This window comes from Dyella sp. C9 (assembly GCF_003332825.1).
Taxonomy (GTDB): domain Bacteria; phylum Pseudomonadota; class Gammaproteobacteria; order Xanthomonadales; family Rhodanobacteraceae; genus Dyella.
Map to the genome: position 1 here is coordinate 143,663 of NZ_QIRF01000007.1, position 16,769 is coordinate 160,431.

Annotated in this window: 21 protein-coding genes; 19 read left to right on the forward strand and 2 right to left on the reverse strand. The window is 65.8% G+C overall.

Annotated elements, in window-relative coordinates:
- Entirely contained in the window at window positions 1–927 is a 927-nt protein-coding gene (locus tag DVU99_RS10995; RefSeq protein WP_157971409.1) for a hypothetical protein, read from the reverse strand.
- Between the two features lie 248 nt (window positions 928–1,175).
- On the opposite strand from DVU99_RS10995, the gene queD reads away from it, so the two are divergent.
- The 15 genes from queD to DVU99_RS11070 all read left to right on the forward strand — a co-directional run bounded on the left by queD (window position 1,176) and on the right by DVU99_RS11070 (window position 13,459).
- A complete protein-coding gene (gene queD / locus DVU99_RS11000) occupies window positions 1,176–1,538 on the forward strand; it encodes a 6-carboxytetrahydropterin synthase QueD (RefSeq protein WP_114240255.1) in 363 nt (120 codons plus the stop codon).
- A gap of 154 nt (window positions 1,539–1,692) precedes the next feature.
- Window positions 1,693–2,088, forward strand: coding sequence for a phasin family protein (locus DVU99_RS11005; RefSeq protein WP_114240256.1), 396 nt, complete (start codon window positions 1,693–1,695; stop codon window positions 2,086–2,088).
- A gap of 243 nt (window positions 2,089–2,331) precedes the next feature.
- Window positions 2,332–2,697: a hypothetical protein gene (locus DVU99_RS11010; RefSeq protein WP_114240257.1), complete on the forward strand. Its 366-nt coding sequence runs from the start codon at window positions 2,332–2,334 to the stop codon at window positions 2,695–2,697.
- Between the two features lie 3 nt (window positions 2,698–2,700).
- Window positions 2,701–3,534, forward strand: coding sequence for a F0F1 ATP synthase subunit A (atpB, locus tag DVU99_RS11015; RefSeq protein WP_114240258.1), 834 nt, complete (start codon window positions 2,701–2,703; stop codon window positions 3,532–3,534).
- Between the two features lie 76 nt (window positions 3,535–3,610).
- Complete coding sequence (atpE, locus tag DVU99_RS11020; RefSeq protein ID WP_114240259.1) at window positions 3,611–3,898, forward strand: F0F1 ATP synthase subunit C; 288 nt, start codon at window positions 3,611–3,613, stop codon at window positions 3,896–3,898.
- Between the two features lie 84 nt (window positions 3,899–3,982).
- Window positions 3,983–4,453: a F0F1 ATP synthase subunit B gene (locus DVU99_RS11025; protein ID WP_114240260.1), complete on the forward strand. Its 471-nt coding sequence runs from the start codon at window positions 3,983–3,985 to the stop codon at window positions 4,451–4,453.
- 3 nt (window positions 4,454–4,456) lie between these two features.
- Window positions 4,457–4,990, forward strand: a complete 534-nt coding sequence (locus tag DVU99_RS11030) for a F0F1 ATP synthase subunit delta (RefSeq protein ID WP_114240261.1) — start codon at window positions 4,457–4,459, stop codon at window positions 4,988–4,990.
- Between the two features lie 153 nt (window positions 4,991–5,143).
- A complete protein-coding gene (gene atpA / locus DVU99_RS11035; RefSeq protein WP_114240262.1) occupies window positions 5,144–6,694 on the forward strand; it encodes a F0F1 ATP synthase subunit alpha in 1,551 nt (516 codons plus the stop codon).
- Between the two features lie 119 nt (window positions 6,695–6,813).
- Complete coding sequence (gene atpG, locus DVU99_RS11040) at window positions 6,814–7,740, forward strand: F0F1 ATP synthase subunit gamma (protein WP_114240263.1); 927 nt, start codon at window positions 6,814–6,816, stop codon at window positions 7,738–7,740.
- Window positions 7,741–7,863: 123 nt separating this feature from the next.
- Window positions 7,864–9,276, forward strand: coding sequence for a F0F1 ATP synthase subunit beta (atpD, locus tag DVU99_RS11045; RefSeq protein WP_114240264.1), 1,413 nt, complete (start codon window positions 7,864–7,866; stop codon window positions 9,274–9,276).
- Window positions 9,277–9,403: 127 nt separating this feature from the next.
- Complete coding sequence (locus DVU99_RS11050) at window positions 9,404–9,829, forward strand: F0F1 ATP synthase subunit epsilon (RefSeq protein WP_114240265.1); 426 nt, start codon at window positions 9,404–9,406, stop codon at window positions 9,827–9,829.
- Window positions 9,830–9,928: 99 nt separating this feature from the next.
- Window positions 9,929–10,519, forward strand: a complete 591-nt coding sequence (locus DVU99_RS19955; RefSeq protein WP_198670274.1) for a hypothetical protein — start codon at window positions 9,929–9,931, stop codon at window positions 10,517–10,519.
- 55 nt (window positions 10,520–10,574) lie between these two features.
- Window positions 10,575–11,948, forward strand: a complete 1,374-nt coding sequence (gene glmU / locus DVU99_RS11060; protein WP_114240266.1) for a bifunctional UDP-N-acetylglucosamine diphosphorylase/glucosamine-1-phosphate N-acetyltransferase GlmU — start codon at window positions 10,575–10,577, stop codon at window positions 11,946–11,948.
- A 61-nt stretch (window positions 11,949–12,009) separates the two neighbouring features.
- The gene (locus DVU99_RS11065) at window positions 12,010–12,582 is read left to right on the forward strand and encodes a hypothetical protein (protein WP_114240267.1); all 573 of its coding nucleotides are present in this window, start codon (window positions 12,010–12,012) and stop codon (window positions 12,580–12,582) included.
- A 67-nt stretch (window positions 12,583–12,649) separates the two neighbouring features.
- The gene (locus DVU99_RS11070; protein WP_114240268.1) at window positions 12,650–13,459 is read left to right on the forward strand and encodes a DUF4850 domain-containing protein; all 810 of its coding nucleotides are present in this window, start codon (window positions 12,650–12,652) and stop codon (window positions 13,457–13,459) included.
- Here DVU99_RS11070 and DVU99_RS11075 read toward each other — a convergent pair.
- Window positions 13,456–14,442 carry a pteridine-dependent deoxygenase gene (locus DVU99_RS11075; protein WP_114240295.1) on the reverse strand — a complete coding sequence of 329 codons (987 nt, stop codon included), beginning with the start codon at window positions 14,440–14,442 and terminating at the stop codon, window positions 13,456–13,458. The two genes, DVU99_RS11070 and DVU99_RS11075, sit on opposite strands and share 4 nt — an antisense overlap.
- A gap of 91 nt (window positions 14,443–14,533) precedes the next feature.
- On the opposite strand from DVU99_RS11075, the gene DVU99_RS11080 reads away from it, so the two are divergent.
- The 4 genes from DVU99_RS11080 (at window position 14,534) to DVU99_RS11095 (ending at window position 16,767) form a co-directional block, all read left to right on the forward strand.
- Window positions 14,534–14,803 carry a phosphopantetheine-binding protein gene (locus DVU99_RS11080; protein ID WP_114240269.1) on the forward strand — a complete coding sequence of 90 codons (270 nt, stop codon included), beginning with the start codon at window positions 14,534–14,536 and terminating at the stop codon, window positions 14,801–14,803.
- A 143-nt stretch (window positions 14,804–14,946) separates the two neighbouring features.
- Window positions 14,947–15,246, forward strand: coding sequence for a hydroxymyristoyl-ACP dehydratase (locus tag DVU99_RS11085; protein WP_114240270.1), 300 nt, complete (start codon window positions 14,947–14,949; stop codon window positions 15,244–15,246).
- On the forward strand, window positions 15,243–16,196 hold the full coding sequence (locus DVU99_RS11090) for an acyltransferase (RefSeq protein ID WP_198670275.1): 954 nt from the start codon (window positions 15,243–15,245) through the stop codon (window positions 16,194–16,196). Before DVU99_RS11085 ends, DVU99_RS11090 begins: the two co-directional genes overlap by 4 nt.
- Complete coding sequence (locus DVU99_RS11095; RefSeq protein WP_114240272.1) at window positions 16,120–16,767, forward strand: LolA-related protein; 648 nt, start codon at window positions 16,120–16,122, stop codon at window positions 16,765–16,767. Before DVU99_RS11090 ends, DVU99_RS11095 begins: the two co-directional genes overlap by 77 nt.
- Window positions 16,768–16,769: the final 2 nt, after the last annotated feature.

Consider the following 16,769-nt stretch of genomic DNA (forward strand, 5'->3'; position numbering starts at 1 on the left):
CTACAGGTGCACGGTAGCCGACAGCAGCATGGGCTGGATGGTATGTCCGCCGGGGCCGTGCAGCTCGTAGATCCAGCGATATCGCAGCTGCACGTTGCCGCCGAGCCAGCGCGTGTCCCAGGTCACCTGCGGACCGACGCCCAGGCCCATGCCGTCATTGCCGTTCAGGCTGGGTGGCTTGTTCGATGGGGTGCCCGGGTCTTCGCTGAACTGCTCGATCGCGGCAGCCACGCCACCGAAACCCCAGCCATTCGCGTTCTGGTGCATCACCATGGCTTCGACACGGCCCACGGCGGTGTTCTCGTACATCTGGCTGGATCGCGTGGAAAACACGTTCACGCCGAACACCGTGGCGGATTGCTGGTCGGCCGAAGGCACTTCCTGTGCAAAGGCTACCTTGGGAGTGAAAGTCCAGAAGCTCGGGTCGGTGTTGTTGGGCCGCCAGTTGCCCGAAGCCGTATTGGTCGCCGGCATGCCATAGGCGACGGTGATGCGATTGGATTGGTTGATCCGATAGCTGGCGGCCAGCGGCATCACTCCAATCACATAGTGCGGCGCATTGGCCTGGGCGCCGCTGCCCGATGCGGCGGTCGCAGGCGTGCCGCTGCCGTAGGCGCTGGGCAGTGCTGGACCGATGACCAGCGAGGCGAAGCTCCAGCGGGCCTGCGGGTCGCCCCACGACTGCCACACCGTCGGCGAGCTCAGCATGGTCAGTGGCACTGGCGCCACCTCGGCGGCGTGGGAGGCCGTGCCGGCAAGCGCCCCCGCGAAAATGCCCGGCGAACGCCAGTCGGCCGTGGCCATCGCCTGTGCATCGGCGGCCGGTGGCGCAGCACCGCCCGTGCCGCTGTCGCCGGCGAGTGTTGTTCCTGACACCGTTGTGGCCGCCAATGCGAGCAAGGCGGCAAACACCAGGCGCGGGCACATGGCCAAGGCCCCCGGTCAAAGGCTTCGGATGGACGTCACTCACCCGGAGGCATCCAGTTGCACGCAACAGTGGTCGCGCCGTGGATGGATGAAGTCGATGGCGTGAACACTCCCAACGTGCCGCCTTACGCCCCCGAGTGGCGTATTAGGCGCCACTGGCCGTCAATCCACCGTCGATCTGGCGTTATCTCTTGCGCCGTCCCCTGTGCGCCTGCGGTCGGGCGGCGTGTGGGCGGTACAATGCCGGCATGCATATCTTCAAAGTCTTCCATATCGAAGCGGCCCATCGCCTGCCCAACGTGCCGCCGGGGCACAAGTGCGCGCGCCTGCACGGCCACTCTTTCCGCATCGAGATCCATGTTGCCGGCGAGCCCGACCCGCAGTTGGGCTGGGTGATGGACTTCGCCGACGTGAAGGCGGCGTTTGCGCCGTTGTTCGATCAGCTCGACCATCATTACCTCAACGACATCGAGGGTCTGGAAAACCCGACCAGCGAAATGCTGGCGCGCTGGATCTTCACGCGCCTGCAGCCCAGCCTGCCGGGCCTGGACAAGGTGGTAGTCCACGAGACCTGCACCTCCGGCGCCAGTTGCAGCCGCGACAGTTTTTGATGCGTCGCAAAATTTCTCGTGCTTGTCGTAATTCAGCGTAAATCTTGAATTTTTTGTTACACGACGACCGATTCAGGAAAAATATATTGCATTGCACAAAACGACTTGGTAGGGTGCGTGCCACTACCCCCCACTCCCTTCGAGGGACCAAGTCATGACGCAGCAACTGAACACCCAGGTTTTTGCCTACGCCAAGCAGCTTGCTGACAGCGCCTTCAAGGCTCAGTCGGTGGCGCTCAAGGGTCTGGAAAAGGTCGCTGAGCTGCAGATCCGGGCGCTGGAAAAACAGTCCGAAGCTGCTGCCGAGTTCATCAGCGATGCGCTGGAAACCCGTGATATCGATGGCCTGCGCGCGCTGTGGGAAAAGGCTGCCAGTGCCGGCCGCGAGAACGCCGAGCGCGCCGTGGCGGTGACCCAGGAGATCATCGCGGTTACGCAGAAGACCGCCGAATCGATCAGCGCCCTCGTGCAGGAGCAGCAGCAGGCCGCCAATGACGCCGTGTCTGCCCCGGTAGCCGCCGTCAAGAAGGCTGCTGCAGCCGCCAAGTAAGACTGCTTTACCGACGCAGCGCTTCTTCCCCCCAGTTGCGTCAAAGGGCCGGACGGATGTCCGGCCCTTTTTCTATGCGCGAAAGTTCATGTGGGCAATTTGTGAACGATTCGGTGCTGGACAAGATGTCGCAGAAGGCGCGGCTTGTCGCTGTAAGTCCCGCACTGATATACTTTTTGGGATTGGACCGTGGCCCGTAGCTGGTTCGGTGCCGCCTAGAGCGAAACCGCACGGGAACGTCACGTGATCAACAGTCTTGCTTCCGGTCGTCGTCTGGCGCTGCGCATTATCTTGCTGCAGCTAGCCGTGGCGGCGGTCGTAGGCCTCACCTTCCTGACGCAGGGGCGCCGCGCTGCACTGGCGGCCGCTGCGGGCGCCACCCTGGTGGCGCTGGGTACCGCGCTGCTGGCGTGGCGTACCTTCGCCGGATTGAGTGGTGGCGGCATGACCATGTGGCGCGTGATGTCAGGCGTGGTCTTGAAGTGGATCGTGATCGGCGGAGGGCTCGTCGCGATCCTGGGTCAATGGAAATTACCGCCACTAGCCGCCATCACGGGGCTGGTGGCTGCTTACGCAATAAATCTGCTGGCGTTCAGATTCAAGGGCTAACACATGGCAAGCGAGCCGCAGGGCGGACTAACCGAATACATCCAGCATCACCTTCACCACAACACGGTGAGCCTGGGTGATGGTGCCTTTATGAAGATCCACCTGGACTCGATCCTGGTGGCCTTCCTGCTGGGCGCGGTGTTCTGCCTGTGGTTCTGGCTCAAGGCCCGCAAGGCCACCTCGGGCGTGCCGTCCAAGGGCCAGGCCTTCGTCGAGCTCATCGTTGAGTTCGTCGATACCCAGGTGAAGGACACCTTCCACGGCGACCGCCGCACGGTGACCCCGCTGGCGCTGTCGATCTTCATGTGGGTGACCTTCCTCAATGCGATGGACCTGCTGCCGCTGGACGCCCCGAGCTGGACGGTGAAAACCGCCGCCGGTGCCGAGGTGGCCCATCACACCTTCTTCCGCTGGGTGCCGACCGCCGACATCAACACCACCGTGGGCCTGGCCCTGGCCGTGTTCTTCATCGTGCTGGCGCACGGCATGAAGGCCAAGGGTGCGCTGGGCTTCGGCAAGGAGCTGATGACCGCCCCGTTCCACGCCCACAACCCGGTCGTGGTGGCGATCCTCGTGCCGTTCAATTTCTTGCTCAACGTCGTGGAATACCTGTCTAAGCCGGTGTCGCTCGCCATGCGACTGTTCGGCAACATGTACGGTGGCGAGCTGGTGTTCATGCTGATCGCGGGTCTCTTCGCGGGCTGGATCAGCTTCCTGCCGGGTGTGCTGTTCAACACCGCATGGGCGATCTTCCACATCCTGATCATCCTGCTGCAGGCATTCATCTTCATGATGCTGACCATCGTGTACATCGCCACGGCGCGTGAGCATCACTGAGGTTTTTGTTTCATCCGGTTCCGCTTTAAACCGCTTTGCCTTTATCACTCTTTAGAAAGATCCACAGGAGAATTCCATGAACGTCGCCGAACTTCTTACCCATGTGCAGGGCCTGACCGCCATCGCCATCGGCATCATCATTGGCCTCGGCGCTCTCGGCGCTTGCTTGGGCATCGCCATCATGGGTTCCAAGTTCCTCGAGTCCGCCGCCCGTCAGCCGGAGCTGGTTCCGCTGCTGCAGGGTCGCATGTTCCTGCTCGCCGGCCTGATCGACGCCGCGTTCATCATCGGCCTGGCCGTGGCGCTGCTGTTCGCCTTCTCGAACCCGCTGCTCTCGGCTATCCAGAACGCCGTCGGCCACTAATTCGGCTCGGCAAGCGTCGCCGCAGTGCAGTAGCGCTGCGGCGATCGGCGGTTTAACGCGTTACCGGAGTTAATCGGAAAGCTCATGGATATCAATCTGACTTTCCTGGGCCAGATGGTCTCTTTCGCCATCCTGGTCTGGTTCACCACCAAGTTCATTTGGCCGCAGCTCAATCACGCGATTGAAGAGCGCCAGAAGAAGGTTGCCGATGGCCTGGCCGCCGCCGAAAAGGCGCGCGCCGAGCTGAAGGACGCCGACGCCAAGGTCGCCGCTGAGATCAAGCAGGCCCGCCAGCAGGCGGCCGAGATCATCGAGCGCGCCCAGGGCCAGGCCAACCAGATCGTGGACAAGGCCCGTGCCGAAGCCACCGCTGAGGCGAACCGCCTGAAGGCCAATGCCGCCGAGGAAATCGTGAGCATGCAGCAGCGTGCCCGCGAGGAACTGCGTGGCTGGGTCGGCCGCCTGGCCGTCCAGGGTGCGGAGAAGATCGTGCAGCGCGAGATCGATGCGTCGGCCCACAAGGCCATGCTCGACCAGCTCGTGGCCGAGATCTAAGCCATGGCGCAGGCAATCACCCTCGCCCGCCCGTATGCACGTGCAGCCTTCGAGCTGGCCCATGAGGCCGGCTCGCTTGGCGCATGGTCGCAGGCGCTGGCGTTCGCTGCCGACGTGGCGCAGGACCCGCGCGTGGCCAGCCTCGTCAACGATCCGCGCGTGCTGCCCGAGCAGCTGGTGGCCCTCCACCTGCCGCAGGGTGTGGCTGCCGATGCGCCGTTCGCGCACTTCCTGGCCGAGCTGGCCGAGCATCGCCGCCTGGCGCTGCTGCCGGAGATCGCCGCGCTGTACGAAGAGTACAAGCGCGAGTCCGAGTCGCAGCTGCTGGTCAAGGTGACCAGTGCGTTTGCGCTGGATGCCGCGCAGGCCGAGCAGCTGAAGGCCTCGCTCAAGCGTCGCTTCAAGCGCGAGATCGAGCTGGAGACCCAGGTCGATCCGGCGCTGCTCGGCGGCGTGGTGATCGACACCGGCAGCGAAGTGATCGACGGTTCCGCCCGTGGGCGTCTGGCGCGCATGACCCGCGCGCTGACCCATTAAGTTTCACGCGAAGTCCATTTCGCGAAGAGCAAAACCGGCCATCCTTGGCCGGACAACTCAAAGATTTAAGCGAAGTCCATTTCGCGAAGAGCAAAAACCGGCCATCCCTGGCCGGACTCTTCAAAAAAGACTCAAAATTCAGGATATCGACCCATGTCCAGCTCCACCTTGAACCCGTCCGAGATCAGCGAACTGATCAAGAGCCGTATCGAGCAGTTCAAGCTCGGCGCGGAAGCACGCAACGAAGGCACGATCATCAGCGTGTCCGACGGCATCGTGCGCATCCACGGCCTGGCCGACGTGATGCAGGGCGAAATGATCGAACTGCCGGGCAACTCCTTCGCCCTGGCGCTGAACCTTGAGCGTGACTCGGTCGGCGCCGTGGTGCTGGGCGAGTACCAGCACCTGCGTGAAGGCGACACCGCCAAGACCACCGGCCGCATCCTCGAAGTGCCGACCGGTCCGGAACTGCTGGGCCGCGTCGTCGACGCGCTGGGCAACCCGATCGACGGCAAGGGTCCGCTCAACGCCAAGACCAGCTCGCCGATCGAAAAGGTCGCTCCGGGCGTGATCTGGCGTAAGTCGGTCGACCAGCCGGTGCAGACCGGCTACAAGTCCGTCGACTCCATGATCCCGATCGGCCGTGGCCAGCGTGAGCTGATCATCGGCGACCGCCAGACCGGCAAGACCGCTCTCGCCATCGACGCGATCATCAACCAGAAAGACTCCGGTATTAAGTGCATCTACGTCGCCATCGGCCAGAAGCGCTCGTCGATCGCCAACGTGGTGCGCAAGCTTGAAGAGAACGGCGCGCTGGCCAACACCATCGTCGTCGTCGCCTCGGCTTCCGAGTCGGCCGCCCTGCAGTACATCGCGCCGTACTCCGGCTGCGCCATGGGCGAGTACTTCCGTGACCGCGGCGAAGACGCGCTGATCATCTACGACGACCTGTCCAAGCAGGCCGTGGCCTACCGCCAGATCTCGCTGCTGCTGAAGCGCCCGCCGGGTCGCGAAGCCTACCCGGGCGACGTGTTCTACCTGCACTCGCGCCTGCTCGAGCGCGCCGCTCGCGTCTCCGAGGAGTACGTCGAGAAGTTCACCAACGGCGAAGTGAAGGGCAAGACCGGCTCGCTGACCGCGCTGCCGATCATCGAGACCCAGGCTGGCGACGTGTCCGCGTTCGTGCCGACCAACGTGATCTCGATCACCGACGGCCAGATCTTCCTGGAAACCGACCTGTTCAACGCCGGCATCCGCCCGGCCGTGAACGCCGGTATCTCGGTGTCGCGCGTCGGTGGTGCCGCCCAGACCAAGATCGTGAAGAAGCTGTCCGGCGGCGTGAAGCTGGCCCTGGCGCAGTTCCGCGAGCTGGCTGCGTTCGCGCAGTTCGCCTCGGACCTGGACCCGGCCACCCGTGCCCAGCTGGACCGCGGCCAGCGCGTGACCGAGCTGATGAAGCAGGCGCAGTACGCCCCGCTCTCCATCGCCGAGCTCGCCCTGTCCGTGTACGCCGCCGAGAAGGGCTACTTGGACGACCTGCCGGTCAACAAAGTGCTGCCGTTCGAGAAGGGCCTGCACGCCTTCATGCACCAGAACCACGGCGACCTGATGAAGAAGATCGTCGCCACCGGTGACTGGAACAACGAGATCGAAGCCACCTTCAAGTCCTCGCTCGACGAGTACAAGAAGACCGGCAGTTGGTGAGTAGCAGGGAATAGGGAATAGAGAATCGGGAATAGCCAAGAGCCGGTTTGTTCTACGCTCTCACTATTCCCTACTCCCTATTCACGATTCCCCCCGAGCGAGCAAGGCGAGCGAGAACAATGGCAAGCGGACGCGAAATCAAAACCAAGATCAAGAGCACGCAGAACATGCGCAAGGTGACGCGCGCGCTCGAAATGGTCTCGGCCTCGAAGATCCGCAAGGCGCAGGATCTGATGAAGGCCTCGCGTCCCTATGCGCGCTCCATGCGCAAGGTGATCGCGCACGTGGCCCAGGCCAGCACCGACTTCAGCCATCCGTTCCTGCAGGAGCGCGAGGTGGTCAAGCGCGTCGGCTTCCTGGTCGTCAGCACCGACCGCGGCCTGTGCGGCGGCCTGAACTCGAACCTGTTCCGTCGCCTGCTGCCGATCATTCGCGAATGGCAGGACAAGGGTGCCGAGATCGACGTCGTCGCCGTCGGCCAGAAGGCCGTGCAGTTCTTCCGCCGCCTCAAGGGCGTGAACCTGATCGGCAGCGTCAGCCACCTGGGCGAGAAGCCGAAGGTCGAGAGCCTGGTCGGCGTGATCAAGGTCGTGCTCGACGCCTACACCGACGGCAAGCTCGATCGCGTGTTCCTGGCGCACAACGATTTCATCAACACCATGACGCAGAAGCCGGCGATCCATGCGCTGCTGCCGCTGCCGGTGGTGGCTGAGGAAATGGTGGCGGCCGAGGGTACGCCGACCTCGCCGGACTTCCCGGTGGCGGGCCTCAAGCTCGAGCAGAAGCACGACTGGGACTACATCTACGAACCCGATCCGGCGACCGTGCTCGAGCACGTGCTTGGCCGCTACATCGAGTCGGTGGTGTACCAGGGCGTGCTGGAGAACCTCGCCTCCGAGCATGCCGCGCGCATGGTCGCCATGAAGGCGGCGTCGGACAACGCCAACAAGGTGATCGGCGAACTGACGCTGATCTACAACAAGGCGCGCCAGGCGGCGATCACCCAGGAAATCTCGGAAATCGTGGGTGGTGCGGCGGCTGTATAAGTGCAGGCATCCATGCCTGCAAGGGCAAATCAAAAAGCGACCATCCATGGCCGCACTATTCACTAAGAGCGACGCACTAGCGGCGCTTGTAACGAACCTAAAAGATCCATCCGGAGCACATCCATGAGTCAGGGCAAAGTTGTACAGATCATCGGCGCGGTCATCGACGTGGAATTCGCACGCGATCAGGTGCCGCAGGTTTACGACGCGCTGAAGATCGACGGCACCGACATCACGCTGGAAGTCCAGCAGGTGCTGGGGGACGGCATCGTCCGCACCATCGCCCTCGGTTCCACCGATGGCCTGAAGCGCGGCCTGCTGGCCCGCAACACCGGCGAAGGCATCAAGGTGCCGGTCGGCAAGGCCACCCTGGGCCGCATCATGGACGTGCTGGGCAGCCCCATCGACGAAGCCGGTCCGATCGGCGAGCAGGACCGCTGGGTCATCCACCGCGAAGCCCCGAGCTACGCCGACCAGGCGAATTCGAGCGAGCTGCTGGAAACCGGCATCAAGGTCATCGACCTGGTCTGCCCGTTCGCCAAGGGCGGCAAGGTCGGCCTGTTCGGCGGCGCCGGCGTGGGCAAGACCGTGAACATGATGGAGTTGATCAACAACATCGCCAAGGCGCACTCGGGTCTGTCCGTGTTCGCCGGCGTGGGTGAGCGTACCCGTGAGGGCAACGACTTCTACCACGAGATGAAGGACTCCAACGTGCTCGACAAGGTGGCCATGGTGTACGGCCAGATGAACGAGCCGCCGGGCAACCGTCTGCGCGTGGCGCTGACCGGCCTGACCATGGCCGAGTACTTCCGTGACGAGAAGGACGAGCACGGCAAGGGCAAGGACGTGCTGCTGTTCGTGGACAACATCTACCGCTACACGCTGGCCGGTACCGAAGTGTCCGCGCTGCTCGGCCGCATGCCGTCCGCCGTGGGTTACCAGCCGACGCTGGCCGAGGAAATGGGCGTGCTGCAGGAGCGCATCACCTCGACCAAGACCGGTTCGATCACCTCGATCCAGGCCGTGTACGTGCCCGCGGATGACCTGACCGACCCGTCGCCGGCCACCACCTTCGCCCACCTGGATTCGACCGTCACGCTGTCGCGTAACATCGCTTCGCTGGGTATCTACCCGGCCGTGGATCCGCTGGACTCCACCAGCCGCCAGCTGGACCCGGATATCGTGGGTACCGAGCACTACGACGTTGCCCGCCGCGTGCAGGGCACGCTGCAGCGCTACAAGGAGCTCAAGGACATCATCGCGATCCTGGGCATGGACGAGCTGTCCGAAGACGACAAGCAGGCCGTGTCGCGCGCCCGCAAGATCGAGCGCTTCTTCTCGCAGCCGTTCCACGTGGCCGAAGTGTTCACCGGCTCGCCGGGCAAGTACGTGCCGCTGAAGGAAACCATCCGCGGCTTCAAGATGATTGTCGACGGCGAAGTGGACCACCTGCCGGAGCAGGCGTTCTACATGGTCGGCGGCATCGACGAGGCCATCAAGAAGGCCGAGGAAATGGGCGCCAAGAAAGCAGCCTAACGGCCGCTTTCAGGGAGTAGTGAATCGGGAATAGGGAATAGCTAAAGCGTTGCACGTTGGCGCACCCTGCTTCCCCGATTCTCTTAATCCCTATTCCCTATTCCCTCGAAGCAAAGCGAGAACACCAATGAGTCATACCCTCCGTGTCGACATCGTCAGCGCCGAAGCCGAGATCTTCTCGGGCGAGGCACAGCTGGTGGTCGCCACCGGCGAGATGGGCGAACTGGGCATCGCGCCCCGCCACGCGCCGCTGATCACCCGCCTGAAGGCCGGCCACGTCGACGTGGTTCTGGGCAATGGCGAGCGTCAGCAGTTCTGGGTGTCCGGCGGCATCCTGGAAGTGCAGCCGCAGGTCGTCACCGTGCTGGCGGACACCGCCGCGCGTGCCTCCGACCTGGACGAGGCCGCCGCCCAGCGCGCCAAGCAGGAAGCCGAAGACGCCCTGGCCAGCCGCACCGACGCGGTGGACATCGCCGAGGCGCAGGCCAAGCTGGCCGAGGCGATCACCCAGCTGCAGGCGCTGGAGCGCCTGCGCAAGACGCTCAAGCACTAAGCGCCGCCGCCTGCGTCAGGCAGGACAGCACGACACGACGCCGGCTCCATGCCGGCGTTTTGTTTATGCTTGGCCAGACAACGCGGGGCGTGAGGCAGCATGGGGGCAGGACGCTTCAATGACCGGCACTGGCTCGGTGCAGGGAGCCTGCTGCTCCCCGTGCTGCTGGCGGCCTGCGCCAGCAACCCTTCCGCGGCGCCAACCTCGCCGCGGACTGGTGCCGATACCTCGTACCATGCCGCCGATCAGGGTGACGTCGCCCACTACGAGCTTGCCCTGGGTCAGGTATCCAGTGGCGCCGTGGCGCAGGACCGGCCGCCGCCGGTCTATCCTCCCTCGCTGCTAGACCTTCGCCTGCCGTCACGGGAGGTCAGCGCCCGGCTGTTCGTGGATACCCAGGGCAAGGTCAGCGAAGTGCGCATCGAAGGCGAGGCACAGGCTGATGCGCAGCAGCGCCTGTTCGACGCCGCGGTGCGAGCGGCGGCCCTGCAGTGGACTTTCGCGCCGCTGACCGTGAGCCAATGGGCCGCGGACGCCAACGGCAATTCGCACGTGGTGAGCAGCGAGGCTCGCCCCTTCAGCGTAGATCTCGTGTTCCGCTTTGCCTGGAAGGACGGTCGGCCGGTGACCGGCGTCGACGCCGCGGTGCCCACCGGCCGGCCGCCCGCACTACGCCATTCAGATGACTGAAGTCGTCCCGCCGGTGGCTGTTATGCTCCGCCGCTAGCTCCATACAGGCATTCCGATGAACAAAGCCGCCCCCTTGCACGTCATTGTCCTCGCCGCGGGCGAGGGCAAGCGCATGAAGTCGAAGAAGGCCAAGGTGCTGATGCCGCTGGCCGGCCGGCCCTTGCTGGCGCACGTGCTGGAGGCGGCCCGAGCGTTGCAGCCGCAGGCGATCCACCTGGTCTACGGCCATTGCGGCGACCAGGTGCGCGCGGCGTTCGAGGGTCAGGCCGACCTGCGCTGGGTGCTGCAGTCGCAGCGCCTGGGCACCGGCCACGCCGTGCGCGAAGCGCTGCTGGACGTGCCCGATGAAGCCATCGTGCTGGTGCTCTACGGCGACGTGCCGCTGACCCGCCCGCAAACGCTGCAGCGGCTGGTGGCGGCCGAAGGCACCGTGGCCCTGCTGGCCACGCGCGTGGCCGACCCGTTTGGCTACGGCCGCGTGCAACGTGACGGCAACGGCTTCGTGCGCGCGGTGGTGGAGGAAAAGGATGCCGACGACGCGCAGCGCGCGATCAACCTGATCAACACCGGCATCGTCGCTGCCGAGGCGATGGCGCTGAAGCGGTGGACGTCCCGCCTCGACCGCAACAACGTGCAGGGCGAGTATTACCTCACCGACATCTTCGCCATGGCCGCGGCCGAGAATCGCGCGGCCGCCTGCGTGGAATGCGAGGACGCGGTGGAAGCGGCGGGCGCCAACAATCCCTGGCAGCTGGCCGAGCTCGAGGCCCAGTACCGCGAGCGCGCGGCCAAGGCGCTGGCGCTGGAAGGCGTGCGCATGGCCGATCCCCTGCGCATCGATATCCGCGGCGTGGTGCGCGCGGGCATGGACGTGGAGGTCGACGTCGACGTGATCCTCGAGGGCGAGGTGGTGCTGGGCGACGACGTCCGCATCGGCCCGTTCACCCGCGTGAAGAACGTGAACCTCGCCGCCGGCACGGTGGTGCTGGCGCATTGCGACCTGGAGGGCGTGGTCACCCACGGCCCGTGCACGATCGGCCCGTTCGCGCGCCTGCGCCCGGGTACCGAGCTGGCCGCCGGCGTGCACGTGGGCAACTTCGTGGAAACCAAGAAGGCGCGCATCGGCGAGGGCAGCAAGGCCAACCACCTCAGCTATCTCGGCGATACCGTGATCGGCAGCGGCGTGAACATCGGCGCCGGCACCATCACCTGCAATTACGATGGCGTGAACAAGCACCTCACCACCATCGGCGATGGTGCCTTCATCGGCTCCAACAGCGCGCTGGTGGCGCCGGTGACGATCGGTACCCGTGCCACCATCGGCGCGGGTTCGGTGATTGGCAAGGATGCACCCGCGGGCGAACTCACCGTGGCGCGTGCACGGCAGGTCACCATTCCGGGCTGGCGCCGTCCCACGCGCAAGCCCTGAGGCGATCGTTCGCCGTCAGGTCGTTTCGCCGTAGCGGTCTCTTTCACACAAGGAGCGGGGCATGGGCAGTCCGACGATGGGCAAGTGGAGATGGGCAGTCGCGGCCTTGCCGTGCCTGCTTGCCGGCTGTGCCACCACCGGTGCGGGAGGGGCGGTACCGCCCCAGCTGTTCGACGCTGACGCACACGCGCGCTTCAGCTTCTACTTCTCCTGCGTAAGCAAGACGGTGAACTGCGAGATCGTCGAGCGGCAGTTCGATGCGTGGGCCACGATGCACCACGTGACCATGCATACCGTCGCGCGCGACGACCCGGCCTTCTCGGCTGGCAAGCCCTCGCAGCCGACCGAGCAGGCCGTGCCGTATCGCCTGGCCGTGCGTTACTCACCCGAGATGGCGCCAAGCCAGAACTCGCTCGCAGGAACCGGCGGCACCGGTCTTCCGATGGTGAGCTACGCGGGTACCGCCCAGATCTTCGACTCCACCAGCGGCAGCCTGCTGAAGACCCAGAGCTACCACGACCAGAAAATGGCCGATCAGGACCACGGTGCGGCCAATCCCTACCTGCAGGCACAGGTGGAAGCTTTCCTTGGCCACCTGGATCCTGCCTACGCCAAGGCCAGGCCGTCGTCCTGACGACGACGTATCGATTTCGGCCCGGGCGTCGAACGCAACGTCCCGGTTCACGCAACAGGAGGGGCACATGCAAATTCGTGGGTTCTTCAGGTCATGGCGTGCCGCTGCGGCGGTCGTGTTGTGCATGGCGACGCTGTCCGCGGCACATGCCGCGGCGGGTGTGCGGGAGTTGCCGACGGCACCACAGGCGGTATCCACGGCGGGCACCGACTACGCGTTGCATGCGGCCACCGTCGGCGGCGTCACGGTCACCCTGATCGACGTGCATTCGGCCGTTGGCGACTGGGCACGCATCGATGCGGCGCATGTGCCGCCGCTGCCAGGCGATGCACCCGTACCGTCAAAGGATCCCCCGCAGTGGTTCTACGGTAATGGCGTCGGCTGGATGGCGGTACCCGCCGGCTGGCGCGTGCAGCAGGCGTCGATCGGCGCGGACGGCAATACCGTCTATACCTACGCCGCACCCGAGGGTGTCTCGGCGGGCTGGCTGAGCTACGCGGTCATTCCCGCCTGCCAGGGTTGCCTGCTCGACGAGGCGGCGGGCCTGCTGCCCGAGGCCGGCGAGCACCTGGCGAGTATCACCAACGAAGCGCCGCCGATCCGCCTGGGCCAGACCAACCCGGTGATGAGCTGGCAGTCGCACCCGGACGAATGCACGGCGCTGTTCCGCTACCGCACGGGTGGACTCACGGTGCGGGCGGCGGTGCTGAGCAGTGTTTCCATCGCTGCCATTGACAGTGGCAAGGGCGACTTGTCGCTGGCCCAGGTGTACGCCGCATTGCCGGAGCGCCAGGCGCACCTGGCGGAGCAATTGGTCGGTCGCTTCCAGCAGGTCTTTCCCGCCTGCCACGCACCGAACGGCTGGCCGGGTTCCTAGGCGTAGCGCCAGCCGTCGATCTCGACCAGCAGCTCGTGGCGGCAGATGTCGCCGTGCAGTACCAAAACCGGCACGCCAGGCAGGCGTCGCTGCAGAAAGTCGCGCACAGGGAGCGCGTCCGCGGGTCGGCGGACGTAAGCCTTGAGTGGCGACCGCGCATCGAAGCCGTACGGCATGCCGGCACGGGCCAGCAGGGCTTCCAGGTTGGCCAGGGTTTCGTCCAGTTGCGCCGGCAGGTTGTCGGTGTGCGCGGAGGCGTGGCCGACCACGGCGGCGGTGCCAGAGATGGCCAGCGCGTCCCGTGCGGGCAAGGCCATGGCACGCGCAAAGCTGGGCGGCGTGCGGCCGTACTGGCTCGGGTATCGCCAGGCGCTGACCTGGCGTGGGTTCTCTACCTGCTGTCCGGGGCGCTGGCAGGCCAGCGCGTAGACCTGCAGCAGGGGCTCGGCAAGATGGTGGCCGATCGCCGTCGCGGCGGGAAAGCCGTCGGCAAAGCAGCGGCCCATCCCGGCGGCGCGGCCCTCGCAGAACAACTTGTAGCGCTCGGCGTCGCCATCGCCGTCGTTGATGGCGCGCAGGTAGTTCCAGATGCGTTGCAGGTGCTGTTCGCTGCGTCCGGCCAGGAATGCACTTAGTTGAGCATAGGCGGCCTGGGCAGCCCCGCGCGGGCCGCCATGCTCGCGTTCGTCGAGTTCCAGCACGGCGAACAGCCAACCCGCCCCGGCGGACCAGCGCAGTCCTTCGTGGCGGCCGTGGCGGACCGGTCCATCGACTTGCCACACCTCCAGCGGCGCGGCGGTTTCGATGCTTTCGAGCGCCACGCGCAGCCAGCGCGCATCGTCGCTGCGCGACACGCCGGCGCCAAAGCCGAACAATGCCAGTGTGCCCGGCTCGTCCAGTACGGTGGAGGGGTCGGCTATCCGGTAGGACACCCGGGGCGCACGCGGCGGTGCGCTCCTGACCATTTCACAACCCTGAACCATGGGCATCCGCCGGGGCCTGGAGAACCCCATGTTACACTCGACGGTCCCCCTCTTCGGGAGCGGGATTGCTTATCGACGTACGGAATTGCGCATGGCCGAACAGACCGCCGCACAACACGAACTGGCTTCGCTGATCGTGAAGAGCCTCAATCTGGAAACCGTCACAGCGGACCAGATCGAGCCGGATGCGCCCCTGTTCGGCGGAGATCTGGGCCTGGACTCCATCGATGCGTTGGAAATCGCGCTGGCCGTGTCCAAGCGCTACGGGTTCCAGCTACGCTCGGACAATCCCGAGAATCGGCAGATTTTCGCGACCCTGCGCACCCTGTCCGACCATGTCGAGCAGCATCGCGCCGTTTAACCAACAGCGCGCATGGTGCACTGCAAGCGCGGCATGCTGTGGCCACCGTCATTGTCGACGAAGCGAGCAGGCAGCCCCGTGATGTTGTCCCTCCCCACTCCCCGATCGAGCAGGATGCCGTCGCGCCATACCGCTGACCTGCCATGAGCGCGGCGACGTTCCAGCGCGAGTTCCGCGTTGCGGCCGACCACCCGTGCCTGCCGGGGCATTTCCCGGGTGCACCGCTGGTGCCGGGCGTGTTGATGCTGGAGCAGGTGGCTCAGGCCTTGCGTGCATGGCGGGGCGCGCGCCTCGGGCGCATCGTCGACGCGAAGTTCGTTGCGCCGCTGCTGCCCGACCAGGCTGCGCTGCTGGAGCTGTCCGAGGCGAACGGGCGCCTGCGCTTCGAGATCCGGCGCGACGGCGAGCTGCTCGCGCGCGGCACCGTGGAGGAGGCGTCGTGAGCGAGCACTGGCAAAGCCGGCCCGAAGGCGGCGGCCCCTTCGCGCTGTGGGTGATCCGCAGCATTGCGCTCTATGGGGGCCGCCGGCTCGGCCGAGTGTTGCTGTGGCCGATCACCCTGTATTTTTACTGGCGGCGCGAGCCCGAGCGGCGCGCCTCGCGTGAATTCCTCGAGCGCGTGCAGGGACATCCGGCCACGGTGTGGCAGGTGCTCAGGCACATCCATTGTTTTGCCGCGACCCTGCTCGACAGGATTTTCCTGCTTGCGCATGGCGAGCGCGATTTCGAGATCACCGTGGAAGGGCTCGACGAGCTCGAGGCGCGCCTGGACCGCGGCACCGGCCTGTTGCTGGTGGGAACGCACCAGGGCAGCTTCGAGGCGTTGCGCGCGCTCAGCTCGCGCCGGCCGGACCTCCAGCTGCGCGTGCTGCTGGACAAGCAGAAGACCCCGGCGATGACCGAGCTGTTCGAAGCGCTGGCACCGGACATCGGCGCCAACGTGATCGACGCCTCGCAGGGTGGCGCGTCGGTCACCCTGGCCCTGGCCGAGGCCTGTGCGACGGGGGCGATGGTTGCGCTGCTGGCCGATCGCGGCCGCGAGCATGAAGTGTTGCGACGCGCGCCACTGCTGGGCGAACCGGCGCCGTTCCCGGTGGGGCCGTGGCTGCTGGCGCACTCGCTGGGCGTGCCGGTCATGCTGTGTTTTGGCCTGTACGAGGGCGGCAACCGCTACCGGCTGATCTTCGAGCCGTTTGCCGAGCGGGTGGAGATACCCCGGCACGAGCGTGCGCACGCGCTGGACCAGCTGCTCGCGCGCTACGCCCGGCGCGTGGAACACTACGCGCGTGTGGCTCCCTACAACTGGTTCAATTTCTATGACTTCTGGCAGCAAGACGTGGCTACTGCTGTGCGGCCTGATCCTATCGCTGTGCGCGAACGCGTCGGCGCCTGAGGACGCCATCACGGCGCGCGCCCTGGTCACCTCGCTCGGGCGGCCGGCACCGTCGAGCACGCCTTTCGCCGAAGCGCGCTTCATGAAGATGCTGGACCAGCCCCTGGTGGTGTCCGGCCAGCTGGCGTGGCTGGGCGGCGATCGCTTGGAGCGACGGGTCGAACATCCCGGCAACGAGGTGTCGACCATCGCCGATGGCGAGGTGACGCAGCAGCGCGACGGCCACGAGGTGCGCCGCTTCTCGCTGAAGCGTGCGCCGCAGCTGCAGCTCTTGCTCGACAGTTTCGTGGCCCTGCTCGGCGGCGATCCCACACGCCTGGAGCAGGCCTTCACCATCCGGCGCGATGCCGTCGACGCCACGCGCTGGAGCCTGATCCTCACCCCGCGTGATCCACGCCTGGCGCAAGCGGTCAGCCAGGTCCAGATCGATGGTCGCGGCAACGAGCCGCGCTGCATGCGCATGCAGGAGGCCGATGGCGACCTCACCATCGATCTGCTGGGCGAGCTCGCCGCACGCATGCCGCCGGCGCCCACCCGTGAAGCGCTGGCCACGCTCTGCGCGGGCGGTTGAGC

Bases quoted from the DNA above. Each gene is read 5' to 3' on its own strand.
- atpG (WP_114240263.1), top strand. From the start codon at position 6,814: ATGGCAAGCGGACGCGAAATCAAAACCAAGATCAAGAGCACGCAGAAC.
- DVU99_RS11095 (WP_114240272.1), top strand. From the start codon at position 16,120: ATGACTTCTGGCAGCAAGACGTGGCTACTGCTGTGCGGCCTGATCCTA.
- DVU99_RS11070 (WP_114240268.1), top strand. From the start codon at position 12,650: ATGCAAATTCGTGGGTTCTTCAGGTCATGGCGTGCCGCTGCGGCGGTC.
- DVU99_RS10995 (WP_157971409.1), bottom strand. From the start codon at position 927: ATGTGCCCGCGCCTGGTGTTTGCCGCCTTGCTCGCATTGGCGGCCACA.
- glmU (WP_114240266.1), top strand. From the start codon at position 10,575: ATGAACAAAGCCGCCCCCTTGCACGTCATTGTCCTCGCCGCGGGCGAG.
- DVU99_RS11085 (WP_114240270.1), top strand. From the start codon at position 14,947: ATGAGCGCGGCGACGTTCCAGCGCGAGTTCCGCGTTGCGGCCGACCAC.
- DVU99_RS19955 (WP_198670274.1), top strand. From the start codon at position 9,929: ATGGGGGCAGGACGCTTCAATGACCGGCACTGGCTCGGTGCAGGGAGC.
- queD (WP_114240255.1), top strand. From the start codon at position 1,176: ATGCATATCTTCAAAGTCTTCCATATCGAAGCGGCCCATCGCCTGCCC.
- atpE (WP_114240259.1), top strand. From the start codon at position 3,611: ATGAACGTCGCCGAACTTCTTACCCATGTGCAGGGCCTGACCGCCATC.
- DVU99_RS11050 (WP_114240265.1), top strand. From the start codon at position 9,404: ATGAGTCATACCCTCCGTGTCGACATCGTCAGCGCCGAAGCCGAGATC.
- DVU99_RS11030 (WP_114240261.1), top strand. From the start codon at position 4,457: ATGGCGCAGGCAATCACCCTCGCCCGCCCGTATGCACGTGCAGCCTTC.
- atpD (WP_114240264.1), top strand. From the start codon at position 7,864: ATGAGTCAGGGCAAAGTTGTACAGATCATCGGCGCGGTCATCGACGTG.
- DVU99_RS11005 (WP_114240256.1), top strand. From the start codon at position 1,693: ATGACGCAGCAACTGAACACCCAGGTTTTTGCCTACGCCAAGCAGCTT.
- DVU99_RS11025 (WP_114240260.1), top strand. From the start codon at position 3,983: ATGGATATCAATCTGACTTTCCTGGGCCAGATGGTCTCTTTCGCCATC.
- atpB (WP_114240258.1), top strand. From the start codon at position 2,701: ATGGCAAGCGAGCCGCAGGGCGGACTAACCGAATACATCCAGCATCAC.
- DVU99_RS11065 (WP_114240267.1), top strand. From the start codon at position 12,010: ATGGGCAGTCCGACGATGGGCAAGTGGAGATGGGCAGTCGCGGCCTTG.
- DVU99_RS11075 (WP_114240295.1), bottom strand. From the start codon at position 14,442: ATGGTTCAGGGTTGTGAAATGGTCAGGAGCGCACCGCCGCGTGCGCCC.
- DVU99_RS11080 (WP_114240269.1), top strand. From the start codon at position 14,534: ATGGCCGAACAGACCGCCGCACAACACGAACTGGCTTCGCTGATCGTG.
- atpA (WP_114240262.1), top strand. From the start codon at position 5,144: ATGTCCAGCTCCACCTTGAACCCGTCCGAGATCAGCGAACTGATCAAG.